Genomic DNA, 26,229 nt, shown 5'->3' with positions numbered 1-26,229 from the left:
CGGGGCTGAACCCGTGAATCGACGGGCCTCGCTGTCGATCGGCGCGATCGGTGTCGTAGCGTTCACGTACTGCAGCACGTACCCCGAACACGACAGGAGAGCGCGATGACCACGACCATCAACCGGACCGCAACCGGGACCGACGTCACCCTCGACACCGACACCGTCGACATCGTCGCCGTCCTGGAGGCCGAGGCCGCCACCAGCGCCCGTGCCGCGCGGGCCAAGCTCACCTGGACGCTCGAAGGCGACGACGAGTGGGTCGCCAACTACGGCGGGTACTTCGGCGGCTCCGTCGACAAGCGCGACGGCCGCTACGTCGCCTCGGACACCTTCGGCCTGGTCGTCGGCGACTTCACCTCGCTCGAGGACGCGCAGACCGCGCTCGCCGGGCACCTGCACGTGATGCTCCCGTCGGTCATCCGCCCGACCGCGTAGCGCTCCCCGCTCCACTGACGACGCCCCACCGGCTCGGGCCGGTGGGGCGTCGTCGTGTCCGGAGCGTGTCCCGGGTCACTCCGGCAGGCGGTAGCTCCCGACCGTGATCGCGTGGGCGCCCTGCCCGGCGAGCACCCGCACGACAGCGTCGGCGCGGGCGCGGTTCGGCACCGAGTCCTTGGCCGCCCAGGACGCCAGAGCCGACTGCAGTTCGTGGTCGTTCGTCACGATGCTCGTCGTCACGGTGCCGCTGCGGTCCTCCGGCTCCACGAACGTCGCTGCCGAGGGTGACGAGTAGAAGACGCACGTGTCGAACCAGGTGCGGGACACACCGGTCTGCTCGTCGACGAAACGAGCGAGCCGTCGGGCCTGCTGCCGCACCTGCTGCGCCGGCGACGCCCCCTTCGCCTGGACCCGGACCTGCCACCAGTTCTCGGCCTCCTCCTCACCGTTGAGGACCGTGCGGCTCCGCACCTGCACGGCGAACGGCGGCACGAGGGACGATTCGTCGACCAGGTTCCGGAACGCCGGGTGCACCTCGCTCGGACGGCGTCCGTCGAACACGATCCCGCCCCAGCGCTTGTTCTCGATGACCAGACCGCGGCCGGACTCGGACACGAGCACGTGGTCGGCCTGCGCGACGAACTTCCGCCACGGACCCTGCTCGGTCTCGCCGACGGGGACGAACACGACGTTCGTCATCAGCACCCCGCTCACCCCGGCGGCACGGCAGGCCCGGAGGACCGCCTGCTCGGACGCCTCCTCCCACTTCATGCCTCGACGGGCGAGCGCGCGGCTCTCCTCCGCTTCGGTGAGTGCGTCCCGCCGAGCAGCGTCGGCCGCCGCGACCTGCGCCGCCCCGTCGGCCTCGAGCCGCGCGGTGGCGTCCCGGTGCTCCGCCTCGCGCTGGGCGAGCTCCGCAGCACGCGTCCGTTCGGCGGCGTCGAGCTCGGCGCGGGCAGAGGTCTGGTGTCGCCGCAGGAGGACCACCAGGACGACCACCACGACGGCGAGCCCCCCGGCGACCAACCACGGCACGAGGTCGTCGGTCATGGCACCACCCCACCACGTGCTGCGCCCTGGAGGCGCGTGGTGCGTCGGCGCGTCCTCGTCGCCTCCGCCGTCAGTACGGTGGGCGCATGACGCAGCGGGGTTCGACGTGGGGGTTCTGGCTCTGGGCGATCAGCGGCGTCGTCGTCTCGATCGCAGCCGGGGTCCTGCTCGGCTCGTGGTTCCGCATCGCTGCCGCCGTCACCATCGGATGGGGTGTGTTCGCCGTCACCGCCTTCCCCACGCGAGCGCGGTTGGACGTGCGGCAGCCGTGGCTCTGGGGGTTCTCGGCCGCGATGCTGGTCCTGCTCATCGGTGTCTCGCTGCTGCTCGGTGCCGTCGGTCTCAGCAACGACGAGCGGACGGACAGCCCCCTCCCGGGCGCAGTCCTCGGTGGGGTCCTGACGGCAGCGGGCGCCCTGTCACTCCTCCTCGGTCGGGCCTGGCAGCGTCGCAGGGCGGTCGACGCCGAGGTCGAGCGGTACCGCGTGGAGCAGCAGCTACCGGGCACCGCCGACGACGCCGCCGCCTGAGTCAGACCGCTGACCCTGCCGCGCCCGCGCCTGCAGCCGCGAACCGGTCCGTCGTCTCGAGCAGCGCGTCGAGGATGCCCGGCTCGTCGAACGCGTGCCCGGCGTCGTCGATCAGCCGGAACTCTGCCGACGGCAGCGCCCGGTGCAGGTCCCACGCGGTGACGGCCGGCGTGCACATGTCGTAGCGCCCCTGCACGATGACGGTCGGGATCTCGCGCAGCCGGTCGGCGTCGCGGATCAGCTGGCTGTCCTCGAACCAGCCGTCGTGGGTGAAGTAGTGGTTCTCGATCCGGGCGAACGCCAGCGCGTACGTCGGGTCCGCGTACCGGGCGACCAGGTCCGGTCGGGGCAGCAGCGTGATCGAGGCCGCCTCCCAGCTCGCCCAGGCGACCGCGGCGGGTCCGTGCACGGCGGGGTCCGGGTCGGCCAGCAGGCGTTCGAACACGCGGACCAGGCCGCCGGGCTGCCGTTCCTCGGGTGCCAGGGGAGCGAGGTACCCCTCCCACAGGTCGGGCAGCACGTTCGCGGCCCCGCCCTCGTAGAACCAGTCGATCTCGCTCGGCCGCAGTGTGAAGATCCCGCGGAGCACCAGTTCCGTGACCCGCTCCGGGTGCGTCTCGGCGTACGCCAGGGCCAGTGCCGACCCCCACGACCCGCCGAACACCTGCCACGCGTCGATCCCCAGGTGCGCACGCAGTCGCTCGATGTCGCCGACCAGGTTCCAGGTCGTGTTCGTGGACAGGTCGGTGGCCGGGTCGCCGGCGTGCGGGAGGCTGCGGCCGCAGTTGCGCTGGTCGAACAGGACGATCCGGTAGCGCGCCGGGTCGAACAGGCGACGGTGGTCGGGTGAGCAGCCGGCGCCGGGCCCGCCGTGCAGGAACACGACGGGCTTGCCGTCCGGTGAGCCGCACTCCTCCCAGTAGACCTGCTGGCCGTCGCCGACGTCGAGCAGGCCGGAGCGGTTCGGTTCGAGCGGTGGGTACAGCTGGCGCACGGGGGCCTCTCGGACGACGGGGCAGGACGGGGTGGGGGCGCTGCCACCGTACCGAGCCGTCGCGGAACCGGCGACCACGACACCTCGAGAGGCGGATCGCTCGGCTCGTGGGACGATGGAGTCCGTGTCCCCTGCCGTGCCTCGCCGCTCGTTCCTGTCGATGGCAGCACTGGCGGGCGTGACCATCGTCAGCTCCGTCGCGCTGTCCGGTTGCACGACGTTCCCGCGCGCCTTCAGGAGTGCGGCCGCCGGCTGTGCTCCCCGCCGTGCGTCCGAGGTGGTGCCCGACACCGGGTCCCTGTTCGGCGTGAACCTGGACTGGGGCCGTCAGACGCTCGAGGAGTACGCGACGCTGCTGGGGCACAGGCCCGCAGTCGCGGTCGTGTTCGCGGACGTCCCGCTCGGAGCGCAGGACGTCGAGGACGTGCGCGGCGCCGCCGACCAGGTGCGCGGCCAGGGTGGCACGCTGCTCCTGACACTCGAACCGCAGGACGGCCTGCAGTCCGTCACGGACGACGTCGCTGACGACGTCGCCGCCCTGGTGAACGAGATCCAGGAGAGCGGCGTTCCGGTCATCGTCCGTTTCGCACACGAGATGAACGGGTCCTGGTACCCCTGGGGCCAGCAGCCCGACGCGTACGTCGGTGCCTTCCGCCGCGTGGCCCGGGCGCTGCGGAGCGGGGCGCCGGGCAGCGCGACGATGTGGGCGCCGAACGAGGGTGGCGGCTACCCCTTCCACGGCGGTCCCGCTGCAGCCGTCGCCGGCACGCTCGCGTTCGAGGTGCTCGACACTGACGGCGACGGGGCCCTCACGGCACGTGACGACCCGTACACGCCCTACTACCCGGGCGATGACGTGGTGGACTGGGTCGGCTTGTCCATCTACCACTGGGGAGCCGCGGCACCCTGGGGTGCGAACGTCCTGCCGGAAGAGGGCAAGTTCGCAGCGAAGCTCACCGGTACGTACAACGGTGCCGGCGGTGACGAGACCCCCGTACCCGACTTCTACGACCTGTTCGGGGTGCGCCGCAACAAGCCGGTCGCCGTTCCCGAGACCGCCGCGCTCGTCGTCCCGCGGGGCGACCCCGAGGGTGAACGCGCCATCAAGCAGGCCTGGTGGTCGCAGGTCTTCTCCGCCGAGACCGCTTCCCGCTTCCCGAACGTGCGGATGATCAACTGGTTCGAGTGGGACAAGTACGAGACCGAGGTGCAGGAGCACGTCGACTGGACGGTCCTACACGACCCGGCCACCCGTGCTGCCTTCATCGGAGGGCTGCCCGGATGGCTGCACTTCGCGGAGGCCCCGCAGTCGTGCCGGACGGCGGAACCCGGCCGGTGACCCGGTGCCCCTCCCGGCGAGGGGGCCCTTCGGAGGCGACCGCGGAACGACGGACGGGAGGCACGGTGCGGACCCGCACCGTGCCTCCCGTGGTGTGCGGTGTGGGCTACTGCTCCGTCGGCGTGATCCGGGGCAGGGTGCCCAGTCGTCGGCGGACGAGGACCGCGGTCCCCGCGGCGAGCAGCAGGAGCGCCGTCACACCGAGGACGCCGAGGCCGTGCGCACCCGTGAAGGCGAGGTCGCCGTCCGGTGCGGTGCCGTCGCCGGTGCCCGGGCCGTCAGCGCCCGGCAGGAGGGCACCCGGCGCGGGGGTCACCGTGCCGTCGTCACCCGAGCCGTCACCACCGTCACCGGGAGCCGGCGACCCGGGGTCGGTCGGGGTCGGGTCGGTCGGGTCGGCATCGTCCGGCAGGGCGACCGCGAACGCGACCGCTGCACCGCTGCGGGTGCCGATCGACTGGACGGCCTGGGCCTCACCGGTCGCTGCGGCGCGGACGAGTGCGGCGGCTCGCACGGCGTCGACGTCCTCGCCGGCGAGCTCGACCGACCAGGTGCCGTCCTCGGCGACCTCGGTGCTGCCGGTGACCGCGCCGGAGAGCGTGACGGTGGCGCCCGGGTGGCCGGAGCCGGTGACGGCGGTCGGGGCGACCTCGGTGCCCGGCTCGTCGACGGTCAGCGCGTCGAGGTCGGCGCGGGCGGTCAGCCAGGACTCGGCACCGATCGGGTGGTCGACCACGCGGGTCTCACCGATGCAGCCGTTCCAGCCGTTCGTGGCGGCGTCGTCGACCCAGTCGCTGCCGAACAGCCACGGCATGCCGTCCTGCACGGTCTGCCCACCGGTGTCGGTCGCGTTGCGGAGCACCGGGGCGCCGTCGATGTACATCGTGGTGGTGCGGGCGTCGACGTCGTTCACGAGGGCGACGTGCAGCCAGCGGCCGGGGATGATCTCGCCCGACCAGGCGGTGCGGTCACCCTTCGACGGGTCGGCGGTCACCTCGGTCCACTGGAACTCCTTGAGGTTCGAGATGCCGAGCGCCGCGGGCGACGCCGTCCAGTCCCAGCGGGTCTGTGGGACGCCGATCTGCGAGCGGTTGCCGCTGCGGACGATCGCCTTCGACCACGAGTTCGCGCCGTCGGTCCACGAGGGATCGACCTCGAGGAACGTCTCGATCGTGTAGCCCTCCGGGAAGGTGGCCCGGTCGACGGCCGTGTCACCGGGGGAGGTGAGCGCGCTGAAGCGCTTCGCGGCCTTGTCGGCGTTCGCGAAGCAGAGACCGGCGCCGTCCGAGGAGAGCGGGTGCGCCTCGTCGGTGACGGTCACGTCGCCGTCCTGCGCGGTCGGGGATCCCGACTCGGCGTGGGTCATGCGGGTGAGGTCCGCATCGCCGACGACGTCGTCCACGGTGGCGCCGGGCGCCAGGGTGCCGGTCTCCTGCTCACCGGGACGCCACCAGGCGAGGGTGCCGTCGACGATGGTGTGGTCGGCGCGGCCGCCGGGGAGCTCGGTCGTGACGGGTGGTGCGCCCTCGAAGCCGTCGAGGAGCATCTGCCGTGCGCGCTCGATGAGCGGCGGCTCGTCGGCGCTGCCCGGGCGGAAGTCCGGCGCGAAGCCGGCGAACCGGGTCCGGAAGTCCACCGGCACGCTGTAGCGCTGGTTGGCGGCGTCGAGCAACGGCTGGTCGTAGGACGTCAGCGTCTCGGTCGGCTTCCACGTCACCCACGGCGACGCGGTCTGCATGGCCAGGGTGCCGTTCGTCAGGTCGAACTCCATGAGGCCGAGGTAGCCGTTGCCGCCCTCGTAGTCCATCTGGTGGTCGATGAGGACCTGCGTGACCGCGTGCCCGGCGTCGTTCGTGCGGCTCTTCCACGTCGAGCCGTGGAAGTGGCCGTTCAGCGTCAGGAACACCTGGTCGTTCGGGGCGATGACGTTCTTCCACAGGCGCTCGCCGTAGGCCGTGTCCACCGCGGTGAGGCCGTCGGTGGCGATGTTGATGACCTCGTGCGAGGTGAGGATCGTCGGCAGCGTCGGGTGGGCCGCGATGACCTGGTTCGCCCATGCGAGCGTCTCGTCGGAGGCCCGCCACGGCAGTGCGAGCGAGAGGAACCGCTGCCCCTCGGCCTCGAACACGTGGAACTGGCTCAGCCCGGTGCGGTCCGTGCCCGACTCGACGGTCGGTTGGCCGGTGGCGCGGCTGGCCGGGAAGGTCTTCAGGTACGGCTCGGCGGCGAGGTCGTACGACGTGTCGAACACCGTGTCCGCGGAGTTCCGGACGTCGTGGTTGCCGGTCGTGACGCTGTACGGCATGTCTGCCGCGTCGAGCACGGACATCGCCCGGTCGGCGGCCTGCCACTCGCCGGCCTGTCCCACCTGGTCGACGACGTCGCCGACGTGGGTGGTGAACGGGATGTGCAGCTCGTCGGCGTTGTCGGCGAGCCACTGCGTCTGCACGTGGAACGGGTCGTCGCCGTAGCGGGGGAGGAACTGCGACGCCGAGTAGCGGGAGTAGAACTGCGTGTCCGGCAGCACAGCGAGGGTGAAGCGGGAGGCGAGGTCGGCGGCCGGGGCGGCGGCAGCCGGGGCGGGGGAGGCGGTCAGGGCGGGGAGGCCGACGGCGGTGGCCACGGCGAGGGCTGTGGCGCCCAGGGCGGTGGTCCTGCGTCGGGATCGGTGTGGGGTCACGCGATGATGCTGGCGGGACCGTCTGTCGAGACGGTTTCCTGAGTGTGACCACAGCGTGAGCGGGAGGCGACGCGGAGCGCGCTCCTGGCGGACGGACATCCGCCGGACGGGAGGCGCAGTGCGGGCCCGCCCCGGGCCTCCCGTCAGCTGGGACCTGCCCGTGCCACGATGAGCGCATGCCCGTCGTCGAGTCCCGCTGCGTCGTCCCCGTCGAGGTGGGGGTCGCGTTCGCCGTCTCGCAGACGCAGGGCGCCATCCGCAAGCGGTGGGACCCGTTCATCCGGCGGCAGCACCTCATCGGCGCGACCGTCCCCGGCAAGGGTGTGCGGACGTACACGGTGCAGCGGTTCGGCCTGGCGATGGAGAGCGAGTACGTCTCGTACAACCCGCCGTCGAACGTGGGCATGAAGATGACGAAGGGCTCGTGGTTCTTCGAGCGGATGGGCGGCGGGTGGCGGTTCAGCCCCGCGGAGGGGCAGCCGGGACACACCCTGGCCGTCTGGCGTTACAACTTCACCTGCCGGCCGAAGTGGCTGGCTCCGCTCGCCGAACGGATCGGCGTGGTCGTGCTGCAGCGGGACATCGACCGGCGCATCGCGGGGTTCGCGCGCGGCTGCTCAGACCCGGTGGTGCTGGCGCACGTCGCGGGCAGCTCAGAAGCCTGAGGTGCGGTGCCCGGCTGCGGCCGGCCGTCAGAACCAGCGCAGGACGAACTGCTCGAGCACGTTGCGGGCGACCGCGACCGGGCCGCTCGCCGGCTCGCCGCTGTCCTTGCCGATCGCCCGGAGCAATGCGGTCTGCGCCTTCTCGTAGTCGTGCCGCTGCTCACCCGAGTAGTCCGCGGGCGGAGTGGTCCGGCTCGTGCTGACCGACTCGAGCTGCCGCAGGCCGTACCGGTGGCCGACCGGACGCGGGGCGGACTCGATCAGCTGCGCCAGCCGCATGTGCGTGTACCGCTCCGGCGCGCCGGACGCGGCCGCGATGCAGTCCGTGAGCCCGCGGAGTCCGGCCTCTGCGCCGCCGGTGCGGAGCTGCACCAACCGCGCTCGGCTGCACAGGTCGTAGAGCACTGCCTCGTCCATCCCGTCCCCTCCCGGTCCTCGGACAGCGTGGCACAACCCCGGGGACAGCGGGGCTCCTCCTTTGGATGCAAGTCCGGCAGGTGCCTCCCTCCGCCGGTCGTTCCGGAGCAGCGGAGTTCCTAGCGTCGATGTCATGACGAACACCATCGAAGCCCGGTCCACGACCGGCACCGCGCAGCAGGACCGCCGCGGCGTCCGGGGCGTCATCACCCGGCACCCGCTGTTGACCTTCTTCACCCTCGCCCTCGGCCTGAGCTGGCTCGCCTGGGTGCCGTACATCCTGTCGCCGCACGGCCTGGGCGTGTGGGACATCCACTTCCCCGAGGTCCTCGGCAGTGCGCAGTTCACGGGCGTCCTCCCCGGCGCGCTCCTCGGCCCGTTGGGCAGCGCGTTCATCGTGACCGCGGTCGCCGACGGTCGCGCCGGCCTCCGCCGCTGGGTGGGACGGCTGTTCCGCTGGCGGGTCGCCTGGTACTGGTACGCGCTGGCGCTCGTCGTCGTCCCGGCCCTGATCGTCCTGTCCGCAGTGCCCTTCGCGGGCGGCGACGTGCACGCCCCCTCCGCCCTGGCGCTCTCGGCCCTGGTGCCGGGGCTCGTCATCCAGCTGTTCTCGACCGGCCTCAGCGAGGAGCCGGGCTGGCGCGACTTCGCCCTGCCCCGCCTGCAGCACCGCTTCGGCGCACTCGGCGCGGCCGCGATCCTCGGACCGATCTGGGCGCTCTGGCACATGCCGCTCTACCTCAGCGACTGGGGCGGATGGCCGAACGCGCACTGGAGCGAGCCGGTGGTCTTCGCCCTCTTCACGATCACGTTCAACGTCGTGATGATCCAGGTGTTCAACAAGACGGGTGAGAGCCTGCCGCTGGCCCTGCTGCTGCACGTCGGCGTGAACAACACGATCTCGTCGCTGTTCCCCGAGATGTACCCGAGCATGACCGCCGGCACCCTGATGATCGGACTGACGATCATGTCGACCGTCGCCGCCGTGGTGCTGCTCATCGCCACCCGCGGCCGGCTCGGCTACGACCCGGCACGTCGGGCGCTGCCGATCGACGCCCCGATCCCGGCTGCGGCACGCAAGGGCCTCGTAGGATCGCACGATGGCACCCGCTGAGCCGCGCGCACAGCGCCCCGAGGTCGAGGCCCAGGGCGCTGCCCCCGGGCGACGCCCCGCGACTGCACGGGAACGGCGCACCGACGTCCTGGTCCCGCTCGGCACGTTCGTGGTCGGCCTCGGGCTGCTGCTCGGTCTCCCGCCGCTCGATGCGGCTGACCCGGACTCCGTCGTCCCTGCCGGGGCGTACCCGGCGGTATCCAGCGGCCCCTGGCTCGTCCTGGCGCTCGGCCTCCTCGTGCAGTCCGCCGTCCTCCTCGCAGCGCGTCGGGCACCGCGGGCGACGCTCGTCGCCGTCAGTGTGGTGCCCGTCCTCGCGGCCGTCGCACCGACGACCCTGCACGGCCTCCTGCTCCTGCCGGTCGTGGTCGCCGTGGTCCTCGCCGTGCTGCGAGTCCCGCTCGCCCGACTGTGGCCAGCGCTCGTCGCAGCGGCAGCGCTCGTGATCGTCGCCGAGGGCTCCGTCCTCTACTCCGCCTACGGCGCCGGTCGGGCCGGTGTCGGGATCGGCATCAGCCGTTCGCTCGGACAGGGCTTCCTGCAGGCGTTCGGCACGGTCGGCCTGCCGGTGCTCATCGCCCTCGTGGTCCGCTCCCGCCGCGAGGTCCGCGCCGCCCGCACCGCCGAGGCCACCGCCGTCGACCGGGAGGAAGACGCCCGCATCGACGCCGCCGTCTCCCGTGAACGCGCCGCGATGGCCCGGGAGCTGCACGACATCGCCGCCCACCACCTGTCCGGCATCGCCCTGATGTCCGCCGTCATCGACCGCCAGATCGACACCGACCCGGAGCGCGCCCACGAGGGCGTCCGCCAGGTGCGGGAGCAGAGCACCGCCGTGCTGGAGGACCTCCGCCGTCTGGTCGGCCTGCTCCGCGACGACAGCCCCGCCGAGCGAGCGGTGGAGACCGTCGCCGGCATCGTCGACCTGGTCGAACGGGCCCGGTTCCGCAGCGACGTCCGCCTCGACGTCCTGCCCGGGACGACCGGAGCGCCCGCCACGGCCGGACCTGCCGCGCCCCGCCCACTCGGCGACGGCGTCGGCCCGCTCGCCCAGCTCGCCGCGTACCGCACCGTCCAGGAGGCCCTCGCCAACGCCGCCCTGCACGCCCCCGGATCGCCGTGCACCGTCACCATGGACGACCGCGCCGACGACCACCTCACGATCCGCGTCGAGAACGGGCCGGCCACCGTCCCCGCACTCGGCAGCACGCCGGCCGGGGGGAACGGACTGCGTGGCATGCGTGAGCGGGCGGAACTGGTGGGGGCGAGCCTCCAGGTCGGCCCGACGGACACCGGCGGCTGGACGGTCAGCCTGCGTCTCGGCCGGGAGGCCCTGCCCACCCCCGCCCCGCAGGCCGCGACCGCGCACCCCGGCACCACGACGGAAGGCCCCCGATGACCGACAGCCCGGCCGACGGCCGCACCATCCGCGTCCTGGTCGCCGACGACCAGCCCCTCGTCCGCGCCGGCGTCTCCGCGCTGCTCGACGCGGAACCCGACATCGAGGTCGTCGCCGTCGCAGCCGACGGCGGACAGGCGCTGGAGCTCGCCCGGAGCACCCGACCGGACGTCGCGGTCCTCGACATCCGGATGCCGGTCCGGAACGGCATCGAGGTCGCCCGCGAACTCTGCCGCCCCGACGCCGACCCGGCCGTGCCGACGCTGATGCTCACCACGTTCGACATGGACGACCTGGTGTTCGGCGCACTCGAGGCCGGAGCGTCCGGGTTCCTCCTCAAGGACGCGGAACCCGACGTGATCATCGGCGCCGTCCGCCAGGTCGCCGCCGGCAACGGCACCCTCGACCAGGCGCTCACCCGCCGGGTGCTCCGCGAGTTCGCCTCGCGCCGGAGCCTGCAGCCGGTCACCGGGGACCGCGTGGACGGCGTCCTCACCGCCCGTGAACGCGACGTCCTGCTCCTGCTGGCGCAGGGGATGTCGAACGAGGAGATCGCCGCGGAGCTCGTCGTCGAGGTGTCCACGGTGAAGTCACACCTGGCACGCATGCTGCCGAAACTCGGCGTCCGGTCCCGCCTGCAGGCCGTGGTCTGGGCGTACCAGAACCGGATCGTGACGGTGCCGGAGCAGGACCGGTAGAGCCGTTGGGCGCAGGCGCGGATGCTCCCGGCGCTCCGCTGTCACTCCGCGGGTGCATGATGGGCGCGGCCGTCACACCCGTACGGCCCGGACTGGAGTACCTGCTGTGACCGAGACCCGCGCATCGTCGCAGTCGTCCGACCGCCCCTCGGGTGGGCGCGATGCCCAGCCCGGTGACGCCGGTCCCGGCGACGACGCCACGCACCCCGCGAAGGCCGCGCAGCACCCCGCCAGCCGGGAGGCCCGTGGGCACCGTGGCAAGGCCGGCCTGGCCCTCGCTGCGCTCGGCGTCGTGTTCGGCGACATCGGCACCAGCCCGCTCTACTCGATGCGCACCGTGTTCTCCGTGGACGGCGGCATCGTCCGACCCGTCCCCGAGGACGTCTACGGCGTCATCTCGCTGCTCTTCTGGTCGATCACCATCGTCGTGTCGATCAAGTACGTGCTCGTGCTCATGCGCGTCGACAACCACGGTGAGGGCGGGGTGATGGCGCTCGCCGCACTCGCCCGACGCCTGCACGCGCACCGTCCGGGCGGCACCACGGTGTTCCTGGTCATCGGCATCGTCGGGGTGGCCCTGTTCTACGGCGACTCCGTGATCACCCCGGCAGTGTCGGTGCTGTCCGCGGTCGAGGGTCTGGGCACCGCAGCCCCGTCCGTCGAGCACCTGATCGTGCCGATCGCCGCCGTGATCCTCGTCGGGCTGTTCATCGTGCAGAAGTTCGGCACCGCGAAGGTCGGCGCCTCGTTCGGTCCCGTGATGATGCTCTGGTTCATCGTCATCGCGGTCGCCGGCATCCCGCGCATCGTCGAGCACCCGGGCGTCCTGCAGGGGCTGTCCCCGACGTGGGCGATCGCGTTCCTGTTCGCGCACCCGTTCATCACCTTCATCGCGATGGGCGCCGTCGTCCTCGCGATCACCGGAGCCGAGGCGCTCTACGCCGACATGGGCCACTTCGGGCGGATGCCGATCCTCCGCGCCTGGTTCTTCGTGGTGTTCCCCGCGCTCGTCTGCAACTACCTGGGTCAGGCGGCCCTGGTGCTCGAGGACCCGACCGCGACGAAGGACCCGTTCTTCCTGCTGTTCCCGAACTGGGCGCAGCTGCCCGTCGTGATCCTGGCGACCGCGGCGACCGTGATCGCCAGCCAGGCCGTCATCTCCGGCGCGTTCTCGCTCACCCGTCAAGCCGTGCAGCTCGGGCTCCTGCCGCCGCTGACCATCCGGCAGACCTCGAAGCGCGAGGGCGGCCAGGTCTACCTGCCGGCCGTCAACCTGCTGCTCTTCATCGGCGTGATGGCGATCATGCTCGCCTTCCGCTCCTCGGCCGCGCTCGCCACCGCGTACGGCGTCTCGGTCACCGGCGCACTCGTCGTCGACACCCTGCTGCTGCTCGTCGTCGTGAAGCCGCTCTGGCGCTGGGCGACCTGGAAGCTCGTCACCGTCGCCGTGGTGTTCGGCGGCCTCGAACTGACCTTCCTCGCCGGCAACCTGTCGAAGGTCCTGCACGGCGGATGGGTGCCGCTGCTCATCGCCCTCGCCGTGATCACCCTCATGACGACGTGGCACCGCGGCCGGCAGCTCGTGCAGATCGAGCGCCGGAAGCGTGAGGGCTCGCTGGCCGAGTTCATCGAGACCGTCAACGCCGACCACATCCCGCGCGTCCCGGGCATCGCGGTGTTCCCGCACCCGAACAAGGAAACGACCCCGCTCGCACTCCGGGCGAACGTGGAGCACAACGGCGTCGTCCACCAGCGGGTCATCATCGTGTCCGTCCTGACCGCGAACGTGCCGCACGTGGCGCTGGAGGAGGCGTTCCGACGCGACGAGCTCGGCTACGACGACGACGGCATCGACCACATCACCATCACGTTCGGGTTCTCCGACGACCAGGACCTGCCCGCCGCGATGCGTGCCGCGTGTGCCGGGGGCGTGCTCGACCTGGCGCAGGAGGACATGTCCACGGCGTCGTACTTCATCTCACGCGGAGCGCTCCGGACCGGCGCGGGCAAGGGCGGCATGGTGTCATGGCGGCGGAAGCTGTTCGTCGCGATGGCGCACAACGCTGCCGACCCGGCGGCGCGCTTCGGGCTGCCGCTCGACCGCACGGTGACGATGGGTAGCGACGTCGAGGTCTGACGTGGGCGGGCGCTCGCACAGGCCAGCTGAGACTCGCCCACCTACCGCCGCAGGCGCGCGAGCTCGCTCCGGTAGCTGCTGAGCTGCGTGACGAGTCCTTCGCTGGCACGGGAACCGCTGAGGTCCCCGAGCAACCGGTCGACCCGCCGGAGCACCGCGTGCTGGTCCGACCGCGAGAGCGTCCGGAAGCGGTCGGCGTCCGGCAGCTGTCCCGGCCATCCGTCGTCGTCCGAGGTCGCGACCGTGGTCTGGACGACCGTCGACGAGGTCGCGGGACGCACGACGTCCGACGAGGCGTCCGGGCCCCCGATGGTCGCCGCCGCGGCACCGGTCCCGGCGATGGCCAGGATGAGGGCCAGGGTGGCCAGGCTGACAGCGGTCTTCTTCTGCATCACGTGCTCCGTTCGACGGCCGCGGACTGCGGCGGGCCGCTCACTGCGGCGGGTCCAGCCTCTGACGTGGCGGGCGGGCGGCGCATCGGCGGAAGGTGGTGGGCCTCCCGTCCGTTCGACTGATCGTCCGGACCCGGCGCTTCCGTCCTTCGGGGGAGGCGCGGAGCAGCCTCGGGCGGCTAGCCTCACGCCATGCGTCCTCTCTCGATCCCGCCGTGGGCGCGTCCTGCCCTGGCCGGGGTCGCGTTCCTCGCCGTCGCGCTCCTCGCGATGGAGGGGCTGCACCGCGCCGGCTGGTACCCGACGCGCCTCGACGACTACCGGGTGACAGCGGCGCTCGTCGCGCTCTGCATCGTGGTCGGCCAGCGCTTGCCGTACCCGCTGCTCGTGGTGGTCGGGGTCGTCGTGGCGTGGCCGACGTGGCGGTTCGACGTGCTGACCGTGCGGCTGATCCCGCTCGTGATCGCCGTCTACCTGGCGTGCGCGGCCGGACGAAGGGTGCTCGCCGTGCTGGCGGTCGTGGCGGTGCCGGCACTGTCCGCCATGTTCCTGCCGTTGGCGTTCATGTCGTCCGACTCCTGGGTACTCGCCGTCACCCGGTGGCCCCTCGCGCTGCTGCTCGGCAGGGCGCTCGTGTCCAACGCCGACTGGTCGACCAACGTCCTGATGGGGATCCTGCTCGTGGCGTGCGCGGTCCTGGGCCGTGCCACCGCCCGTCGTCGTCGTTCCGAACTCGTGCTGCAGCGCCGCAACGAGGAGCTCGTCCGGCTGCGGGAATCTGATCAGGCCCGCATCGCCTCGGAGGAACGCACCGCCGTCGCCCGCGAGGTCCACGACGTCGTCGCGCACCACATGGCCGCCATCGTCGTCCGTTCGCAGGCCCTGGTGCGGGTCGGTGTCGCGGACCAGGCCGAGTTCGCCGAGTACGCCTCGTGGGTCGCCGGCACCGGGCAGCAGGCACTGTCCGAGATGCGGAAGGTCGTCCGGGTCCTCCGCGCGGGCGGTGACGGCGGCACGACCGACGCCCCGGTGTCGCTGCGGAGCGCGCTCGAGGACGCCGTCGACCGCGTCCGCGCGACCGGCGTCCGGGTCGAGGCCGACTTGCGCGTGCCCGAGAGCCTGGGCGTGATGCAGGACTTCGCCGTCCTCCGCGTCTGCCAGGAAGCCCTGACGAACACCCTCGTGCACTCCGACGGCTCGTCGGTACGGATCAGCCTGGCCGCCTCCGAGGACCGCATCCGCCTGGAGGTCCTGGACGACGGCGGCTCCGAGGGCAGCCCCCGGGTCCCCGAGCTCGCCGCCGGTGGCGCCGGGATCCGCGGGATGCGGGAGCGCGCCGCCTCCATCGGCGGGGTCCTGGACGCGGGTCCGGCCGAGGGCGGCGGGTGGCGTGTCACGCTCGAGGCCCCCCGGGAGGCCCGTGGCCAGACCGCGGGCAGCCTCCGGCCCGTCACGGGGTCGGGTGCGGCTGCCGGTCCGGCTGGCGCTCCTGCTCCTGCTCCTGCTCCTCCTGCTCCGGCCGGTCGTCGGGCGGTCGCGTCGTGATCCGCGTGGTGATCGTCGACGACCAGGCCGTGGTCCGCACGGGTCTCGGGATGATGGTCGACGCCGAACCCGACCTGACCGTGGTCGGCCAGGCGCCCAACGGGGCCGAGGCGATCGCCGTCTGCGCCGAACTCCGCCCCGACGTCGTGCTGATGGACGTCCGGATGCCGGTGCTCGACGGCATCTCGGCCACCCGGTCGATCGTCTCCGAGGGCACCGCGGGCGCGGTCGTCATCCTCACCACCTTCGACGACGAGGAGTACCTGCTCGATGCCGTGCAGGCCGGGGCGCTCGGGTTCCTGCTCAAGGACGCCGGCCCCGACCTCATCGCCGCCGGGGTCCGCGCGGCGCACACGGGCGACACCCTCATCGCGCCGTCGATGACCCGCGCGCTGCTCGAGAACCGGTTGCTCGGCGCCCGGTCCGGCGGGGGCACGGCCGGCGGCGCTGCCGACACGTCGGCCCCGGTCCCACCGGCCGAGCACGCCCCGGTGTTGGCGTCACTCAGCGCCCGCGAGCGGGAGGTCCTGACCGCCCTGGTCCGCGGGGCCAGCAACGCGCAGATCGCGAAGGACCTCTGGATCAGCGAGGCCACCGTGAAGACCCACATCAGCAGCGTGCTCGGCAAGGTCGGGGCCGCGAGCCGGGTGCAGGCCGTCGTGTTCGCCTACGAGAGCGGCTTCGTCCGTCCGGACTGGTCGGCGTAGCCCGGCCGGGCACCCGCCCGTCAGACGGCGCGGGAGCGGGACAGCGGCGCGGCCGTGACCTCGGTGACCTCAGTGGCGGCGGCCTCGCGGCGGATCGCGATGACGGTCACGTCGTCGTCGTGCGGCACCTCGGCCGCACGGTCGGCGAGGGCCGCGACGATCGCAGCCGGCGCCCGGTCGGCTCGGGCGAGCTCGGCGACCGAGTCCACGGCGTCGTCGCGCCCGCCGAACAGGTCGAGCACGCCGTCGCTGAACGAGATGAGCAGGTCGCCCGGCTCGAGGGTCCCGGTGGTGGTCGCCCACTCGTCCCGGAGACCCATCCCCAGCGGCAGGTCGACCGAACGCAGTCGCTCCACCCCTCCGGCAGCACGGAGGATGAAGCTCAGCCCGTGCCCGGCGTCCGCCCACTGCAGCGACCCGTCGTCGTCGATGCGGGCGTGGAACAGCGTGGTGAAGGTGACGTCGGTGCCGGCGCCCTCGGCGGCGAGGCCGTCGGAGGCACGGCGCAGGGCCTCGGAGGCGTCGTCGACCGTGCGGGCGCTCCGGATCGTGGCCCGGACCGCGGCGGCGATGAGTCCGGCGCCGACGCCCTTGCCCATCACGTCGCCGAGTCCGACGGCGATGCCGTTCTCGGTGCGGTACCAGTCGAAGAAGTCGCCGCCGACGCTCTTCGCCGGCAGGCAGGTGCCCGCGACGGTGACGAAGTCGCCCAGTCCGTCGCTCGAGGTCGGCAGCAGGGAACGCTGGACGTCGGCGGCGCGGCTGATCTCCTCGAGGACCTTGTCCTCGCGGGCCTGGGCGGAGCGGACGGACCGGCGGGCTCGGCGGGAGAGTTCCTGCACGATGACGGCGACGGTGCCGAAGACGACGACGGTGATGCCGAGGCGCACGAGTTCGCTGGCCCGCGGCGCGTTGTCCGGCAGGAGCACGTACGGAGCGAGGATCACGAGCGTGACGCCGAGGACCGAGTAGACGATCGTGCGACGTCCGTCGAGGGAGGCCCACCACACCACGGGCAGGACCACCAGGGACGTGAACACCGACGCTCCGGAACCGGTACCGGTGCGGAACAGGGCGAGGGACACGAAGTCGACCGCCAACAGGATCGGGATGAGCGCGACCGCGCGCGGGAACCACAGCGAGATGGCAGCGAGCAGGGTCGCGACGCCGATGGCGACCAGGCTCGCGAGGAACAGCCCGGCGTGGCTGATCTCGAGCGACGGGAGCACCAGGCTCAGCAGCGCACCGAGGGCCAGCAGACCCGTGATCGGGGTCTGCCGGACGAGGGGATTGTCGATGACGCTGGTTGGGCGGGACATGTTCAGGGAAGGCTACTGGTTCGCGGTCCGCCGCGCCGGTGCGTCGACCCGAAGAGGGGCGGACGATCCGGTCTGCCGCCGGGGACGCCGAACGGCGGGGCACCCGTTCCCGGGTACCCCGCCGTTCCAGCGTTCAGGAGCGCAGCGCTCCTGCGTCTCCTGCGCTACTGCGCGCGGCGGCGTCGCATCCGCTGCGCCAGGAGCAGGCCGCCCGCGGCGAGGAGCACCACGGCCAGGATCCCGATCGGCACGACGTTCGCACCTGTCCAGGCGAGGGCACCGTCACCGGCGGAGGACGAGCCTCCCGGCTGGTCACCCGCACCGCCACCGGCACCCGGTCCGGCGCCCGCACCGCCACCCGGCGCAGGCGAGCCCGGCGCAGGGTCACCCGGAGTGGGAGTGGGGGAGCCCGGCGTGGGCGACGGCGATGCCGTCGGCGGTGCCGCGGTCACCGTGAACGCGACCCGGGCCAGCACGACGCCGCCCACCGAAGCGGACACCGTCACCCGACCGGAGGCGGTGGCCGGCACCGCCAGGTCGCTGCTGAACGTGCCGTCGGCATCGGTGCGCACGGTGACCTCGCCACCGAGTGCCGGCGACGTCGACAGCGTGACCGTCGCGTTCGCGGGGAACCCGGAGCCGGTCACGGTCTGCGTGCCACCGGCGGTGACCTGCGGGGACGCGACCTGGAGGCTCGGCACCGCAGCAGCGACGCTCGAGTACCGCACGACGGTCCGGTCCGTCACCGAGCGCTCGGCGACCGGCACCGTGATGGTGCGGCTGTCGGCGTCGTACGTCCAGTCGGACGCGGCGACGGGGGCACCGTCGATGGTGACCGACACGGGACGCTCGGCGTTGGTGAACGTCGCCGTCCACGAGCGGTCGCGCACCTGGCCGGCGAACGAGCCGTCGGCAGGGGCGATGTCGAGCGTGCCGCCGTCCGCCTGCTGCGTGAACCGCATCGTGGTCGACGCGGAGTCGCCAGCCGCACGGGCCGTGGCCTTCGTCGGCTGACCCTCGCCCGAGTCCTCGTGCAGGGCGAAGGTGCCGTCGGCGTCGGTCGCGACCGTCACCGTGACCGCGTCGAGCGGTGCGGCGTCGTTCGCGACGTGGTGCGAGCGGGTCGGGACGATGCCGCCGCTGCGGACGAACACCGGCATGGTGGTCAGGTCCGTCGTGACGTCGGCCGTCGTGCCGCCCTCGTACGTCTTGCCGGTGAACCAGTCGGTCCACGAGTCGCCGGCCGGGAACCACACGGAGCGGGTGGCGGTGCCGTCGTCACCGTTGCCGGTGGTGACGGGCGCGACCAGCACGTCCTTGCCGTAGAGGTACTCGGAGCCGGCCTGGGCGTAGGACTCCTGCGCCTCCGGGTACTGCAGGTAGAGCGGCTGCAGCATCGGGGTGCCGGTCGCCGTGGCGTCGGCAGCGAGCGTGTACGTCAGGGGGAGCAGGTCCTCGCGGAGGTTGAGGAACTGCTTCGCCGACGCGTTCGCCTCGGCCGGGTACTGCCAGGGCAGCCGGTCGCTGTGGTTGCTGTGCAGGCGGTCGATCGGCTGGAACGCACCGAACTGGACCCACCGGGCGTACATGTCCGCGGGGAGCTGGGTCGTGCCCGGCTCCTTGCCCTCGATGCCGTACTGGCCGCCGTTGTGGCCACCGATGTCGTGGCTGATCGCGGACAGGCCGGTCGCAGCCGACTCACCGGGCGTGTACCCGACCTGGGCAGCGAGTTCCTGCCAGGTCGACGTGGTGTCGCCGGTGAAGTGCACCGTGGTGCGCTTGTCGGCCCAGGGACCGGTCGGGACGGCCTGCGGGTTGCCGTAGCCGCCCGCGGTCAGCGAGCCGTACGCGCGGGAGAACGCCAGACCGCGGCCCTTGAGTTGCTCGTCCGTGTACTTCGCGTACTGCTGGTTGATGAACGCGTCCGGGGTGACACCGTTGGCGGAGTACTTCGAGTTCTCACTGCAGCACCAGTCGAGCCACCACATGTCGACGCCCTCCGGCTGCAGCGACGTGTGCAGGTCGAAGTAGGCCTTGAGCTGGTCGGGGTCCGACCAGTCGAACAGGTAGCGGTCCCCGTCGCCCTTGGTGAGCTTGCCCTTCGCCGTGGCCTGGGCCTGTGCGAACTTCGGGTCCTGGCTCGAGATCGACGGGTGGATGTTGAGGGTGTTGTGGATGCCCTCGGCGTGCCAGTCGGCGAGCAGGCTCGTCATGTCCGGGATGCGGGCCGGGTCGACCGACCAGCCGTCCCACTTGCTGTCACCCTCGTTCGTCGGGCTGCCGATCTTGTAGTCGGTGTCGATCGCCATGACGTCGACGGGGACGCCCTCGTCCTTGAACTTCTTCGCGATGTCCAGGTAGTCCTGCTGCGAGCGGTCGTAGTACTCGGAGTACCAGACGCCGTACGCCCACTGCGGCAGGAGCTTCGACGGCCCGGTCAGGGTCGCCAGGTCCTTCAGCGCGGTCGTGTACTCGGTGCCGTACCCGAAGACGTAGCCGTCCTGGTAGCCCTTGCCGCCGTGGTCGCCACGGGGCGTGGTCTTCTCGGTCGCGGTGTCGTACAGCGCCGAGGCGGTGTCGTCGAGCAGCGACCAGCCGTCCTGGTAGAGCAGGCCGGGGTTGGTCTTGACGGAGCCGTTGGCGGTGTCGAGGTCACGACGGTAGCCGCCGAGCGGGGCGTGCGCGGCGAGCACCGGCGACGCGGTGTCGACGACCGCGATGGTGTCGACGTTCACGTTGCAGTTGTTGTCCACCGTGGGGCAGCCGAGTGCGATGTCGTTCGCGCCCGCGGCCAGGTGCACCGGGATCGTCACCGTGTTCCAGTAGTCCCAGCCGCTGGTCGGGGCCAAGGTGCCGGTGGTGGCTTCCTGTCCGGTCGGTGCGACGGTCAGCGCCGGCGAGTTCCCGGTGCCGTTCGCGTACCGGACCTGCAGGGCGTAGTCGCCGGCGGCGGGGACACCCGTGACGTGCGTGGTCAGTGCCGAGTCGGCGCCGCCCCACAGGCCGGAGGCGAAGCCGTCGCCGGAGAAGCCGTTGTGGTCGCTGGCGACCTGGGCATTGCCGGCCTTGCCGGCGTCCTCGGCCTCACAGACCACGCCGAAGGCGCAGTCCTGGCCGGCGTTCGCAGCGGTCGGCGCCGGGTAGGCAGCGCCCGAGGGGACGATCGCCAGGCTGTCGACGTTCACCCGACCGGAGTCGCCGTCACCGCGGACGACCTTGACGGTGTGCTGACCGGCGGTCAGGTCGAGGGCTGCGGTGGTCTGCTTCCACTCGTCCCAGTTCTTTCCGGCCGGCAGGGTGAGGGCGACCGGAGCGCGGTCGTCGACGACGATGCTCAGGGTGCGGGTCTCGACCTTGCCGTCGCCGCCCTGGTTGTTGGCGTAGCGCATGGCGAGGTCGTACGACCCGGCTTGCTGCACGGTCGTACGGAACGTCATGGAGTTGCCGACGTTCTCGAACCCGGCGGCGAAGCCCGATCCGGTGTACCCGGCGTGGTCCTTGGCGGACGCCAGGCCCTGCAGCGCGAGTGCCTCGCCCTCGCAGAGCGTGCCCACCGCGCACGAGGGCGTTTCGGCGGTGACCCAGGGCGAGCCGGTGACGGCCTGGCCCAGGGAGGTCGTGAGCTTCACCCGGAGGTTGTCCTGGCTGAAGTCGCCGGTACCCTCGCGGTACTGCACGGTCATCGAGCCGGTGTCGAGCGTCAGCCAGCCGTCCTGCACGGTCTTGGTGAACGGGGTCGCGGCGAAGTCGTCGCGCCCGACCACGTTGAACGTGCCCTGGTCGGTGAACTGCCCGTCACCGGCGTACTCGGTGCGGATCAGGGTGGGGGAGAGCACCTGGAAGCGGGCCTCTCCGGACACCACTGTGCGGGCGTCCGGGGCGGCTGCTGCCGGCAGTGCGGAGATGCCGAGCCCGCCGAGCGCGAGCGCTCCGACCAGGGCTCCGGCGAGGGACGACCCGAGGACGCGTCTGCGCCTCCGGGTCTGCGTGGGATTGGGACGCAAGGGTGTGTGCTCCTCGTGGACGGCGTCGTCCGGTCATTCGTCGGCGGTCTGGCCGCCTTGTGCGGGTACGTGTCCCGCGGCCACCCCCCTAGAGGGCCGCGTTACAACGTGGAAACTGTAGGGCCTCATAGCTCGTACATGGAAGCCCGCAAGGAGAACGTGTCCCTCGAGCGGCGCTCAGCGGACCAGCCGGGAGGCCCGGATCACCTCCCGCAGACCGGCCCGCCCCTGCGCGGGGGAACGACGACGGGCCGCCCGGCGCGACCGAGGTCACGCCGAACGGCCCGTCGATGATCGGACGCTCCGGAGGTCACTTCCCCAGGGCGGTGAGGAACCGGTTCGTGTACGACAGGGCAGCGTCCGGTCGGGAGCTGCACGTCGCCGAGGCGGTGCTCTGCGCGCACGGGGTGTCACGGTCGAGCGACCAGTAGTGCACGCCCGCCAGTGCGTTCGCCCGCGCGTACGCCGAGACCGTGTCGACGTCGGCGAGGGTGAACACGTTGCTGACGACGTCGTTCACGCCGATCATCGGCGTGACCTCGATCTTGTTGGACGGAGTGCCGTAGGTGTGCTGCAGGTTCTTGACCGCCTGCACCGTCGAGGCACCCATGTCACAGGCGCCGTTCGTGACGACGCACACCGCCGAGGACGCCCCACCGAAGTCCATCGTCATGAGGTTGATCGTGTAGTTCGTCAGCCCCGATGCCTTGATCGCCGTGACGGTCGTGTCGCCGGTGCTGTTCAGCCCGGCGAAGGACCCGTTCGACGCCGCGAGGGTGGCGAGGGTGAACGAGAACCGGAGCTTCGGGTACTGCGCCTGCGCGGCCGCTGCCGAGCTGACGAGCGACCGGATGTCCGCCGCCGACTGGCCGCTCTCGATGTCGAAGTCGATGCCGACCAGGTGCGGCGAGGCGTAACGCGCGATGAAGGCGTTCATCGCGGCCCCTGAGGTGCACTTGAACGACCCGGCCGCACCACCGGTCGAGACGACGTAGTCGACACCCGCGGCGTCGAGCGCCGGCACGTTCGCCTTCGCGAAGGCGTCGCCGGCCACACCGCCCCAGTTCTCGCTGCCACACGTCCCGGTCGCGAAGGCGAGCGAGAGTGCCCGGAGCTTCGGGACCTTCGTCGCGAGGCTGCTCGACCCGCCTGCCACAGGGATCGTGCTGCCGGTGATCGCGGTCTGCATCACGTTGGTGTTCCAGTTCAGGTTGACCGTGACGTCCTTGTACGGGCTGAACAGGGTCCCGGTGGTGGCGCCGGTCCCGGTGCCGCCGCCGGTGCCGCCTCCGGTCCCACCGCCGCCGGTGCCCCCGCCGCCGGTGCTGGCGGGGGTGCAACTCCCTGCCGAGGTCCACGGCTGCCCGGAGCCGGTGGCTCCGGAGTGGGTCGCCGGGTCATCGCCCTGCGTCCACCAGTTCGCGGTGTAGTTCGTGCTGCCGGTGCTCACGCTCGCACCGCCGGAGTACGCGGTCGACGCACTCCAGGTCGGTGCGCAGGTCGTCGCGGCGCTCGCCGGTCCGGCGGTGACGAGCGCTCCGCCGAGCACGAGCCCGGCGATCGACGTGACGACTCCGAGACGCCTGATCCGACGTCCGATCGATGGTGTTCTGGTCATGACAGATCCTCCACGATGGGCGGTCCGGGCGACACTGCCCGAACTCGCGGGAGATTTTCGAAACCTCCTTGCGTATTCGTACTGCGATCACCGGCGGATGTCTGTCCGCATTTCGCTGGACGAACAGCCGGGACGTCAACCGCCCACTCGGTCTCGCGGCGGAGATCGTCGACACCTGCGGACCCCGGGCACCCCGCCCGCCCGGTCGCACCGACCGGTCACCCCGGGAACGGGGGTGCCGTCACGGAACAGGTGACGGGCCTCCCGGGCTGCCCCTGCCGTTCCGCGATCGCGCGCTTGCCGTCCAGCAGCACCCGACAGGTGGCGGTCGCTTCCGGTGGCGGCGTGACGGCGACGCGTGCGCGGTCGCCGGTCAGGACGATCGCCTTCTGCTGCCACCGCGATCCGGCCGTACCGGCCGACAGCGCGGTCGTCGTCACCTGCGGGTATCGGTGCGCGGTCGGTGCGTCGCCCCGCCGCTCGGCCCCGCGGACGGACACGTCGGTCAGGGCTGTTCCGGCAGGGGCGTCCGTGGCGACCTGGTACGTCACCGACCAGGCGTCCGCCGTCTGCTGCCGGATCATGGCGCAGCCGGTCGTCGCCGCGACCAGGGCGGCAGCGATGGTGAGCACGCCGATGGCGCGTGCAGTGGTCGTTGTGGAGTGGCTTCCGTTGGACATGCGTCCAACATCTCCTCCGCCCGGTGCTCGGCGCGACCGCTGCGGGGATGACCGGGGTCATCCTCCGGTCGCGGTTCCGCTGTCGCTGTCGCTGTCGCGTGCCGGGAGGCGCGGGTCAGCTCAGCGGGGCCAGGTCGCGATGACCGCGACCGCGTTGAACAGCACGTGCGCCAGGATCGCGCCGCCGATGCGGTTCGTCATCGCGACCAGGGTGCCGGTCAACGACCCGAGGGCGAAGATCGTCAGGAACACCCGGAAGCCCTCGAGCTGGGTCCCGCCGGCCCCGAGCAGGACGTGCAGGACCGCGAACAGGAACGCGGTGAGCAGCACGGCAAGGAAGCGGGTCCGCGGTGTCAGCTCAGCGGCCATCCGGCGTTGGAAGAGCCCGCGGAAGAAGACCTCTTCCAGGAACGGACTGACCAGGACGATGCCGATGGCCGACACGACGAGCAGGCCGATGTCCGGCGTCCCGAGGGTCGGCGCGGGCGCGAGACCGGTCGAGCCGGTGAACGCCAGACCGAGGAACACGTCGAAGACCCGACACAGGATCACGATGCCGATCGCGAAGATCGCGTCGCCGAGTCCCAGTCGCAGGCGCGCCGCGTGGGCCGTGCCCGCCGATCGGCGCAACACCCAGACGATGCCCGCGACGAGTGGCAGCCAGACGGCGAAGTCGGCGACCAGGACCTGCATCACAGGCGGCTGGATCTTCCCCGCCGTGCTGAAGCCGGCTGCGACCCGGGCCAGGATGACCGCCACGCCCAGCGCGACCAGCAGGATCACGAGGTCCCGCTGGCGACTGGTGTCGGGCTCGGCGTGGGTCACGTCGGACTCGGTGCTCATGGGCTCACCGTAGAGGACGGGAGGCCCAGAACGGCCGATACAGCCGAGCGTTGCTCGATCATGTGGCACTATTTGAATGCCGTACACCGGGACATCCCCGGGCACTCGTGTTGGGACCACGGGCGAGCGGCGGGATCGTCGGGGAAGGCGGGCCGCGTGGAACTACGCGACTACATCACCGTGCTACGTAAGGGATGGGTCCTCATCCTGGTCTTGGCACTCGTCGGGGTTGCCGCTGCCGCTGGCTTCTCCCTGCTGAAGAAGCCGGTGTACTCCGCTTCGGCGCAGGTCTTCGTCTCGACGGAGACCTCGGGCAGCGCGAGCGACCTGGCGCAGGGCAACACCTTCACCCAGCAGCGCGTCCTGACGTACTCGAACCTGGTGTCGACGCCGATCGTGCTCCTGCCGGTCATCTCGAAGCTCCAGCTCGACATGAACGCCGATCAGCTCGCGACGATGGTGTCCGCGACCGCGCCGACGAGCACGACCCTGATCTCGATCAGCGTCAACGACACGGATCCGGTCCAGGCCGCGGACATCGCGAACGCGACCTCGCAGAGCCTGACCAACGTCGTCGAGGACATCGAGGCCACCGACGAGAAGGGTTCGAGCAGCGTCAAGCTCACCCGCGTGAAGCAGGCCGACGTGCCGAGCAGTCCGGTCAGCCCGAACGTCCCCGTCAACGTGGCCCTGGGCCTGCTGGTCGGCCTCGCACTGGGCGTCGGCATCGCCGTGCTCCGCGAGACGCTGGACAACCGTGTCCGCACCGAGCAGGACGTCGAGAAGATCAGCGACAAGCCGGTCGTCGGCGGCATCGCCTTCGACAGCAAGGCCTCGGAGCGTCCGCTGATCGTGCAGGTCGACCCGCGCAGCCCGCGTGCCGAGTCGTTCCGCACGCTCCGCACGAACCTGCAGTTCCTGGACATCGGCACCGGCGCCCGCACCTTCGTGATGACGTCGTCCGTGCAATCCGAGGGCAAGAGCACCACGGTCGCCAACCTGGCGATCGCCCTCGACAGCGCCGGGTTCCGCGTCATCCTGATCGACGCGGACCTGCGCCGTCCCCGCGTCGCCGAGTACATGGAGGTCGAGACCAACGCTGGCCTCACCGACGTGCTCATCGGTCGCGCCGAGCTGGAGGACGTCGCCCAGCCCTGGGGCCGCGGCAACCTCGTCGTGCTGCCGGCCGGTCAGATCCCGCCGAACCCGTCCGAGCTCCTCGGTTCCCGCGCCATGCAGGACCTCATCGAACGCCTGGAGGGCGAGTTCGACTACGTCCTGTTCGACGCCCCACCGCTGTTGCCCGTCACCGACGCCGCGATCCTGGCGAAGAAGGCCTCCGGCGCCATCGTCGCCGTGGCCTCGGGCAAGACGCACAAGGGCCAGTTCGCCGCCGCGGTCGCCGCACTCGAGAGCGTGGGCGCGCCCATCGCCGGCTTCGTCATCACGATGATGCCCGTCCGCGGTCCGGGCGCCTACGGCTACGGCCGGTACGGGTACGGGTACGGCTACGGCCTCGAAGAGGACGAGAACACACCGAAGGTCAAGCCGCCGAAGCGCGGCGGGAAGAAGCTCGGCGCGCTGAGTCGCGCCGAGCGCTGAAGCGAGGTCGGGGGACATGAACGCACGCCGGGGGACCCGAAACCTCGGCTCGACG

The 26,229-nt window shown here is 71.9% G+C and carries 21 protein-coding genes; 11 read left to right on the top strand and 10 right to left on the bottom strand.

The window, feature by feature from the left end:
* Positions 1-105: 105 nt before the first annotated feature.
* Entirely contained in the window at positions 106-438 is a 333-nt protein-coding gene (locus DEJ25_RS12000) for a hypothetical protein (RefSeq protein ID WP_110905159.1), read from the top strand.
* A 75-nt stretch (positions 439-513) separates the two neighbouring features.
* Here DEJ25_RS12000 and DEJ25_RS11995 read toward each other — a convergent pair whose 3' ends face one another.
* On the bottom strand, positions 514-1,491 hold the full coding sequence (locus DEJ25_RS11995) for a hypothetical protein (RefSeq protein WP_111044825.1): 978 nt from the start codon (positions 1,489-1,491) through the stop codon (positions 514-516).
* A gap of 86 nt (positions 1,492-1,577) precedes the next feature.
* Between DEJ25_RS11995 and DEJ25_RS16740 the strand changes: the two genes are divergently transcribed.
* Positions 1,578-2,021: a hypothetical protein gene (locus DEJ25_RS16740; RefSeq protein ID WP_111044824.1), complete on the top strand. Its 444-nt coding sequence runs from the start codon at positions 1,578-1,580 to the stop codon at positions 2,019-2,021.
* A gap of 1 nt (position 2,022) precedes the next feature.
* On the opposite strand, the gene pip is transcribed toward DEJ25_RS16740, so the two are convergent.
* On the bottom strand, positions 2,023-3,015 hold the full coding sequence (pip, locus tag DEJ25_RS11985) for a prolyl aminopeptidase (protein ID WP_110905173.1): 993 nt from the start codon (positions 3,013-3,015) through the stop codon (positions 2,023-2,025).
* A gap of 124 nt (positions 3,016-3,139) precedes the next feature.
* Here pip and DEJ25_RS11980 point away from each other — a divergent pair, with 124 nt between their 5' ends.
* Positions 3,140-4,354: a glycoside hydrolase family 26 protein gene (locus tag DEJ25_RS11980; protein WP_258366352.1), complete on the top strand. Its 1,215-nt coding sequence runs from the start codon at positions 3,140-3,142 to the stop codon at positions 4,352-4,354.
* 106 nt (positions 4,355-4,460) lie between these two features.
* On the opposite strand, the gene DEJ25_RS11975 is transcribed toward DEJ25_RS11980, so the two are convergent.
* Complete coding sequence (locus DEJ25_RS11975; protein WP_181427426.1) at positions 4,461-7,034, bottom strand: LamG-like jellyroll fold domain-containing protein; 2,574 nt, start codon at positions 7,032-7,034, stop codon at positions 4,461-4,463.
* 176 nt (positions 7,035-7,210) lie between these two features.
* Here DEJ25_RS11975 and DEJ25_RS11970 point away from each other — a divergent pair, with 176 nt between their 5' ends.
* Positions 7,211-7,699 (top strand): SRPBCC family protein, encoded by a 489-nt coding sequence (locus DEJ25_RS11970; protein ID WP_111044822.1) that lies wholly within the window; start codon positions 7,211-7,213, stop codon positions 7,697-7,699.
* Positions 7,700-7,726: 27 nt separating this feature from the next.
* Here DEJ25_RS11970 and DEJ25_RS11965 read toward each other — a convergent pair whose 3' ends face one another.
* Positions 7,727-8,116, bottom strand: a complete 390-nt coding sequence (locus DEJ25_RS11965; protein WP_110904912.1) for a hypothetical protein — start codon at positions 8,114-8,116, stop codon at positions 7,727-7,729.
* A 133-nt stretch (positions 8,117-8,249) separates the two neighbouring features.
* Between DEJ25_RS11965 and DEJ25_RS11960 the strand changes: the two genes are divergently transcribed.
* The 4 genes from DEJ25_RS11960 (at position 8,250) to DEJ25_RS11945 (ending at position 13,464) form a co-directional block, all read left to right on the top strand.
* Complete coding sequence (locus DEJ25_RS11960; RefSeq protein ID WP_110904913.1) at positions 8,250-9,230, top strand: CPBP family intramembrane glutamic endopeptidase; 981 nt, start codon at positions 8,250-8,252, stop codon at positions 9,228-9,230.
* Positions 9,217-10,629, top strand: a complete 1,413-nt coding sequence (locus tag DEJ25_RS11955; RefSeq protein ID WP_111044821.1) for a sensor histidine kinase — start codon at positions 9,217-9,219, stop codon at positions 10,627-10,629. Before DEJ25_RS11960 ends, DEJ25_RS11955 begins: the two co-directional genes overlap by 14 nt.
* Positions 10,626-11,327, top strand: a complete 702-nt coding sequence (locus DEJ25_RS11950; protein WP_110904915.1) for a response regulator transcription factor — start codon at positions 10,626-10,628, stop codon at positions 11,325-11,327. The genes DEJ25_RS11955 and DEJ25_RS11950 overlap by 4 nt, the downstream gene beginning before the upstream one ends.
* 106 nt (positions 11,328-11,433) lie before the next feature.
* Positions 11,434-13,464 carry a potassium transporter Kup gene (locus DEJ25_RS11945; RefSeq protein ID WP_258366488.1) on the top strand — a complete coding sequence of 677 codons (2,031 nt, stop codon included), beginning with the start codon at positions 11,434-11,436 and terminating at the stop codon, positions 13,462-13,464.
* A 41-nt stretch (positions 13,465-13,505) separates the two neighbouring features.
* On the opposite strand, the gene DEJ25_RS11940 is transcribed toward DEJ25_RS11945, so the two are convergent.
* Positions 13,506-13,856 (bottom strand): hypothetical protein, encoded by a 351-nt coding sequence (locus DEJ25_RS11940; RefSeq protein ID WP_111044820.1) that lies wholly within the window; start codon positions 13,854-13,856, stop codon positions 13,506-13,508.
* A 192-nt stretch (positions 13,857-14,048) separates the two neighbouring features.
* Between DEJ25_RS11940 and DEJ25_RS11935 the strand changes: the two genes are divergently transcribed.
* Both DEJ25_RS11935 and DEJ25_RS11930 read left to right on the top strand, forming a co-directional pair.
* Entirely contained in the window at positions 14,049-15,401 is a 1,353-nt protein-coding gene (locus DEJ25_RS11935) for a sensor histidine kinase (protein WP_111044819.1), read from the top strand.
* Positions 15,402-15,406: 5 nt separating this feature from the next.
* Complete coding sequence (locus tag DEJ25_RS11930; RefSeq protein ID WP_309146921.1) at positions 15,407-16,108, top strand: response regulator transcription factor; 702 nt, start codon at positions 15,407-15,409, stop codon at positions 16,106-16,108.
* Positions 16,109-16,128: 20 nt separating this feature from the next.
* On the opposite strand, the gene DEJ25_RS11925 is transcribed toward DEJ25_RS11930, so the two are convergent.
* The 5 genes from DEJ25_RS11925 to DEJ25_RS11905 all read right to left on the bottom strand — a co-directional run bounded on the left by DEJ25_RS11925 (position 16,129) and on the right by DEJ25_RS11905 (position 24,572).
* Positions 16,129-17,427: a PP2C family protein-serine/threonine phosphatase gene (locus tag DEJ25_RS11925; RefSeq protein WP_111044817.1), complete on the bottom strand. Its 1,299-nt coding sequence runs from the start codon at positions 17,425-17,427 to the stop codon at positions 16,129-16,131.
* A gap of 164 nt (positions 17,428-17,591) precedes the next feature.
* The gene (locus tag DEJ25_RS11920) at positions 17,592-21,431 is read right to left on the bottom strand and encodes a TIM-barrel domain-containing protein (RefSeq protein WP_111044816.1); all 3,840 of its coding nucleotides are present in this window, start codon (positions 21,429-21,431) and stop codon (positions 17,592-17,594) included.
* 310 nt (positions 21,432-21,741) lie between these two features.
* Positions 21,742-23,049, bottom strand: a complete 1,308-nt coding sequence (locus DEJ25_RS11915) for a carbohydrate-binding protein (protein ID WP_111044815.1) — start codon at positions 23,047-23,049, stop codon at positions 21,742-21,744.
* A gap of 218 nt (positions 23,050-23,267) precedes the next feature.
* A complete protein-coding gene (locus tag DEJ25_RS11910; RefSeq protein ID WP_146240680.1) occupies positions 23,268-23,729 on the bottom strand; it encodes a hypothetical protein in 462 nt (153 codons plus the stop codon).
* A 120-nt stretch (positions 23,730-23,849) separates the two neighbouring features.
* Positions 23,850-24,572, bottom strand: a complete 723-nt coding sequence (locus DEJ25_RS11905; RefSeq protein ID WP_111044813.1) for a CPBP family intramembrane glutamic endopeptidase — start codon at positions 24,570-24,572, stop codon at positions 23,850-23,852.
* Between the two features lie 156 nt (positions 24,573-24,728).
* Between DEJ25_RS11905 and DEJ25_RS11900 the strand changes: the two genes are divergently transcribed.
* Complete coding sequence (locus tag DEJ25_RS11900) at positions 24,729-26,174, top strand: polysaccharide biosynthesis tyrosine autokinase (RefSeq protein ID WP_111044812.1); 1,446 nt, start codon at positions 24,729-24,731, stop codon at positions 26,172-26,174.
* Positions 26,175-26,229 lie beyond the last annotated feature (55 nt).

Source organism: Curtobacterium sp. MCPF17_011 (genome assembly GCF_003234145.1).
Lineage (GTDB): Bacteria > Actinomycetota > Actinomycetes > Actinomycetales > Microbacteriaceae > Curtobacterium.
Note: the sequence above shows the minus strand (reverse complement) of the source record. Positions and strands in the feature narration are given on the sequence as shown.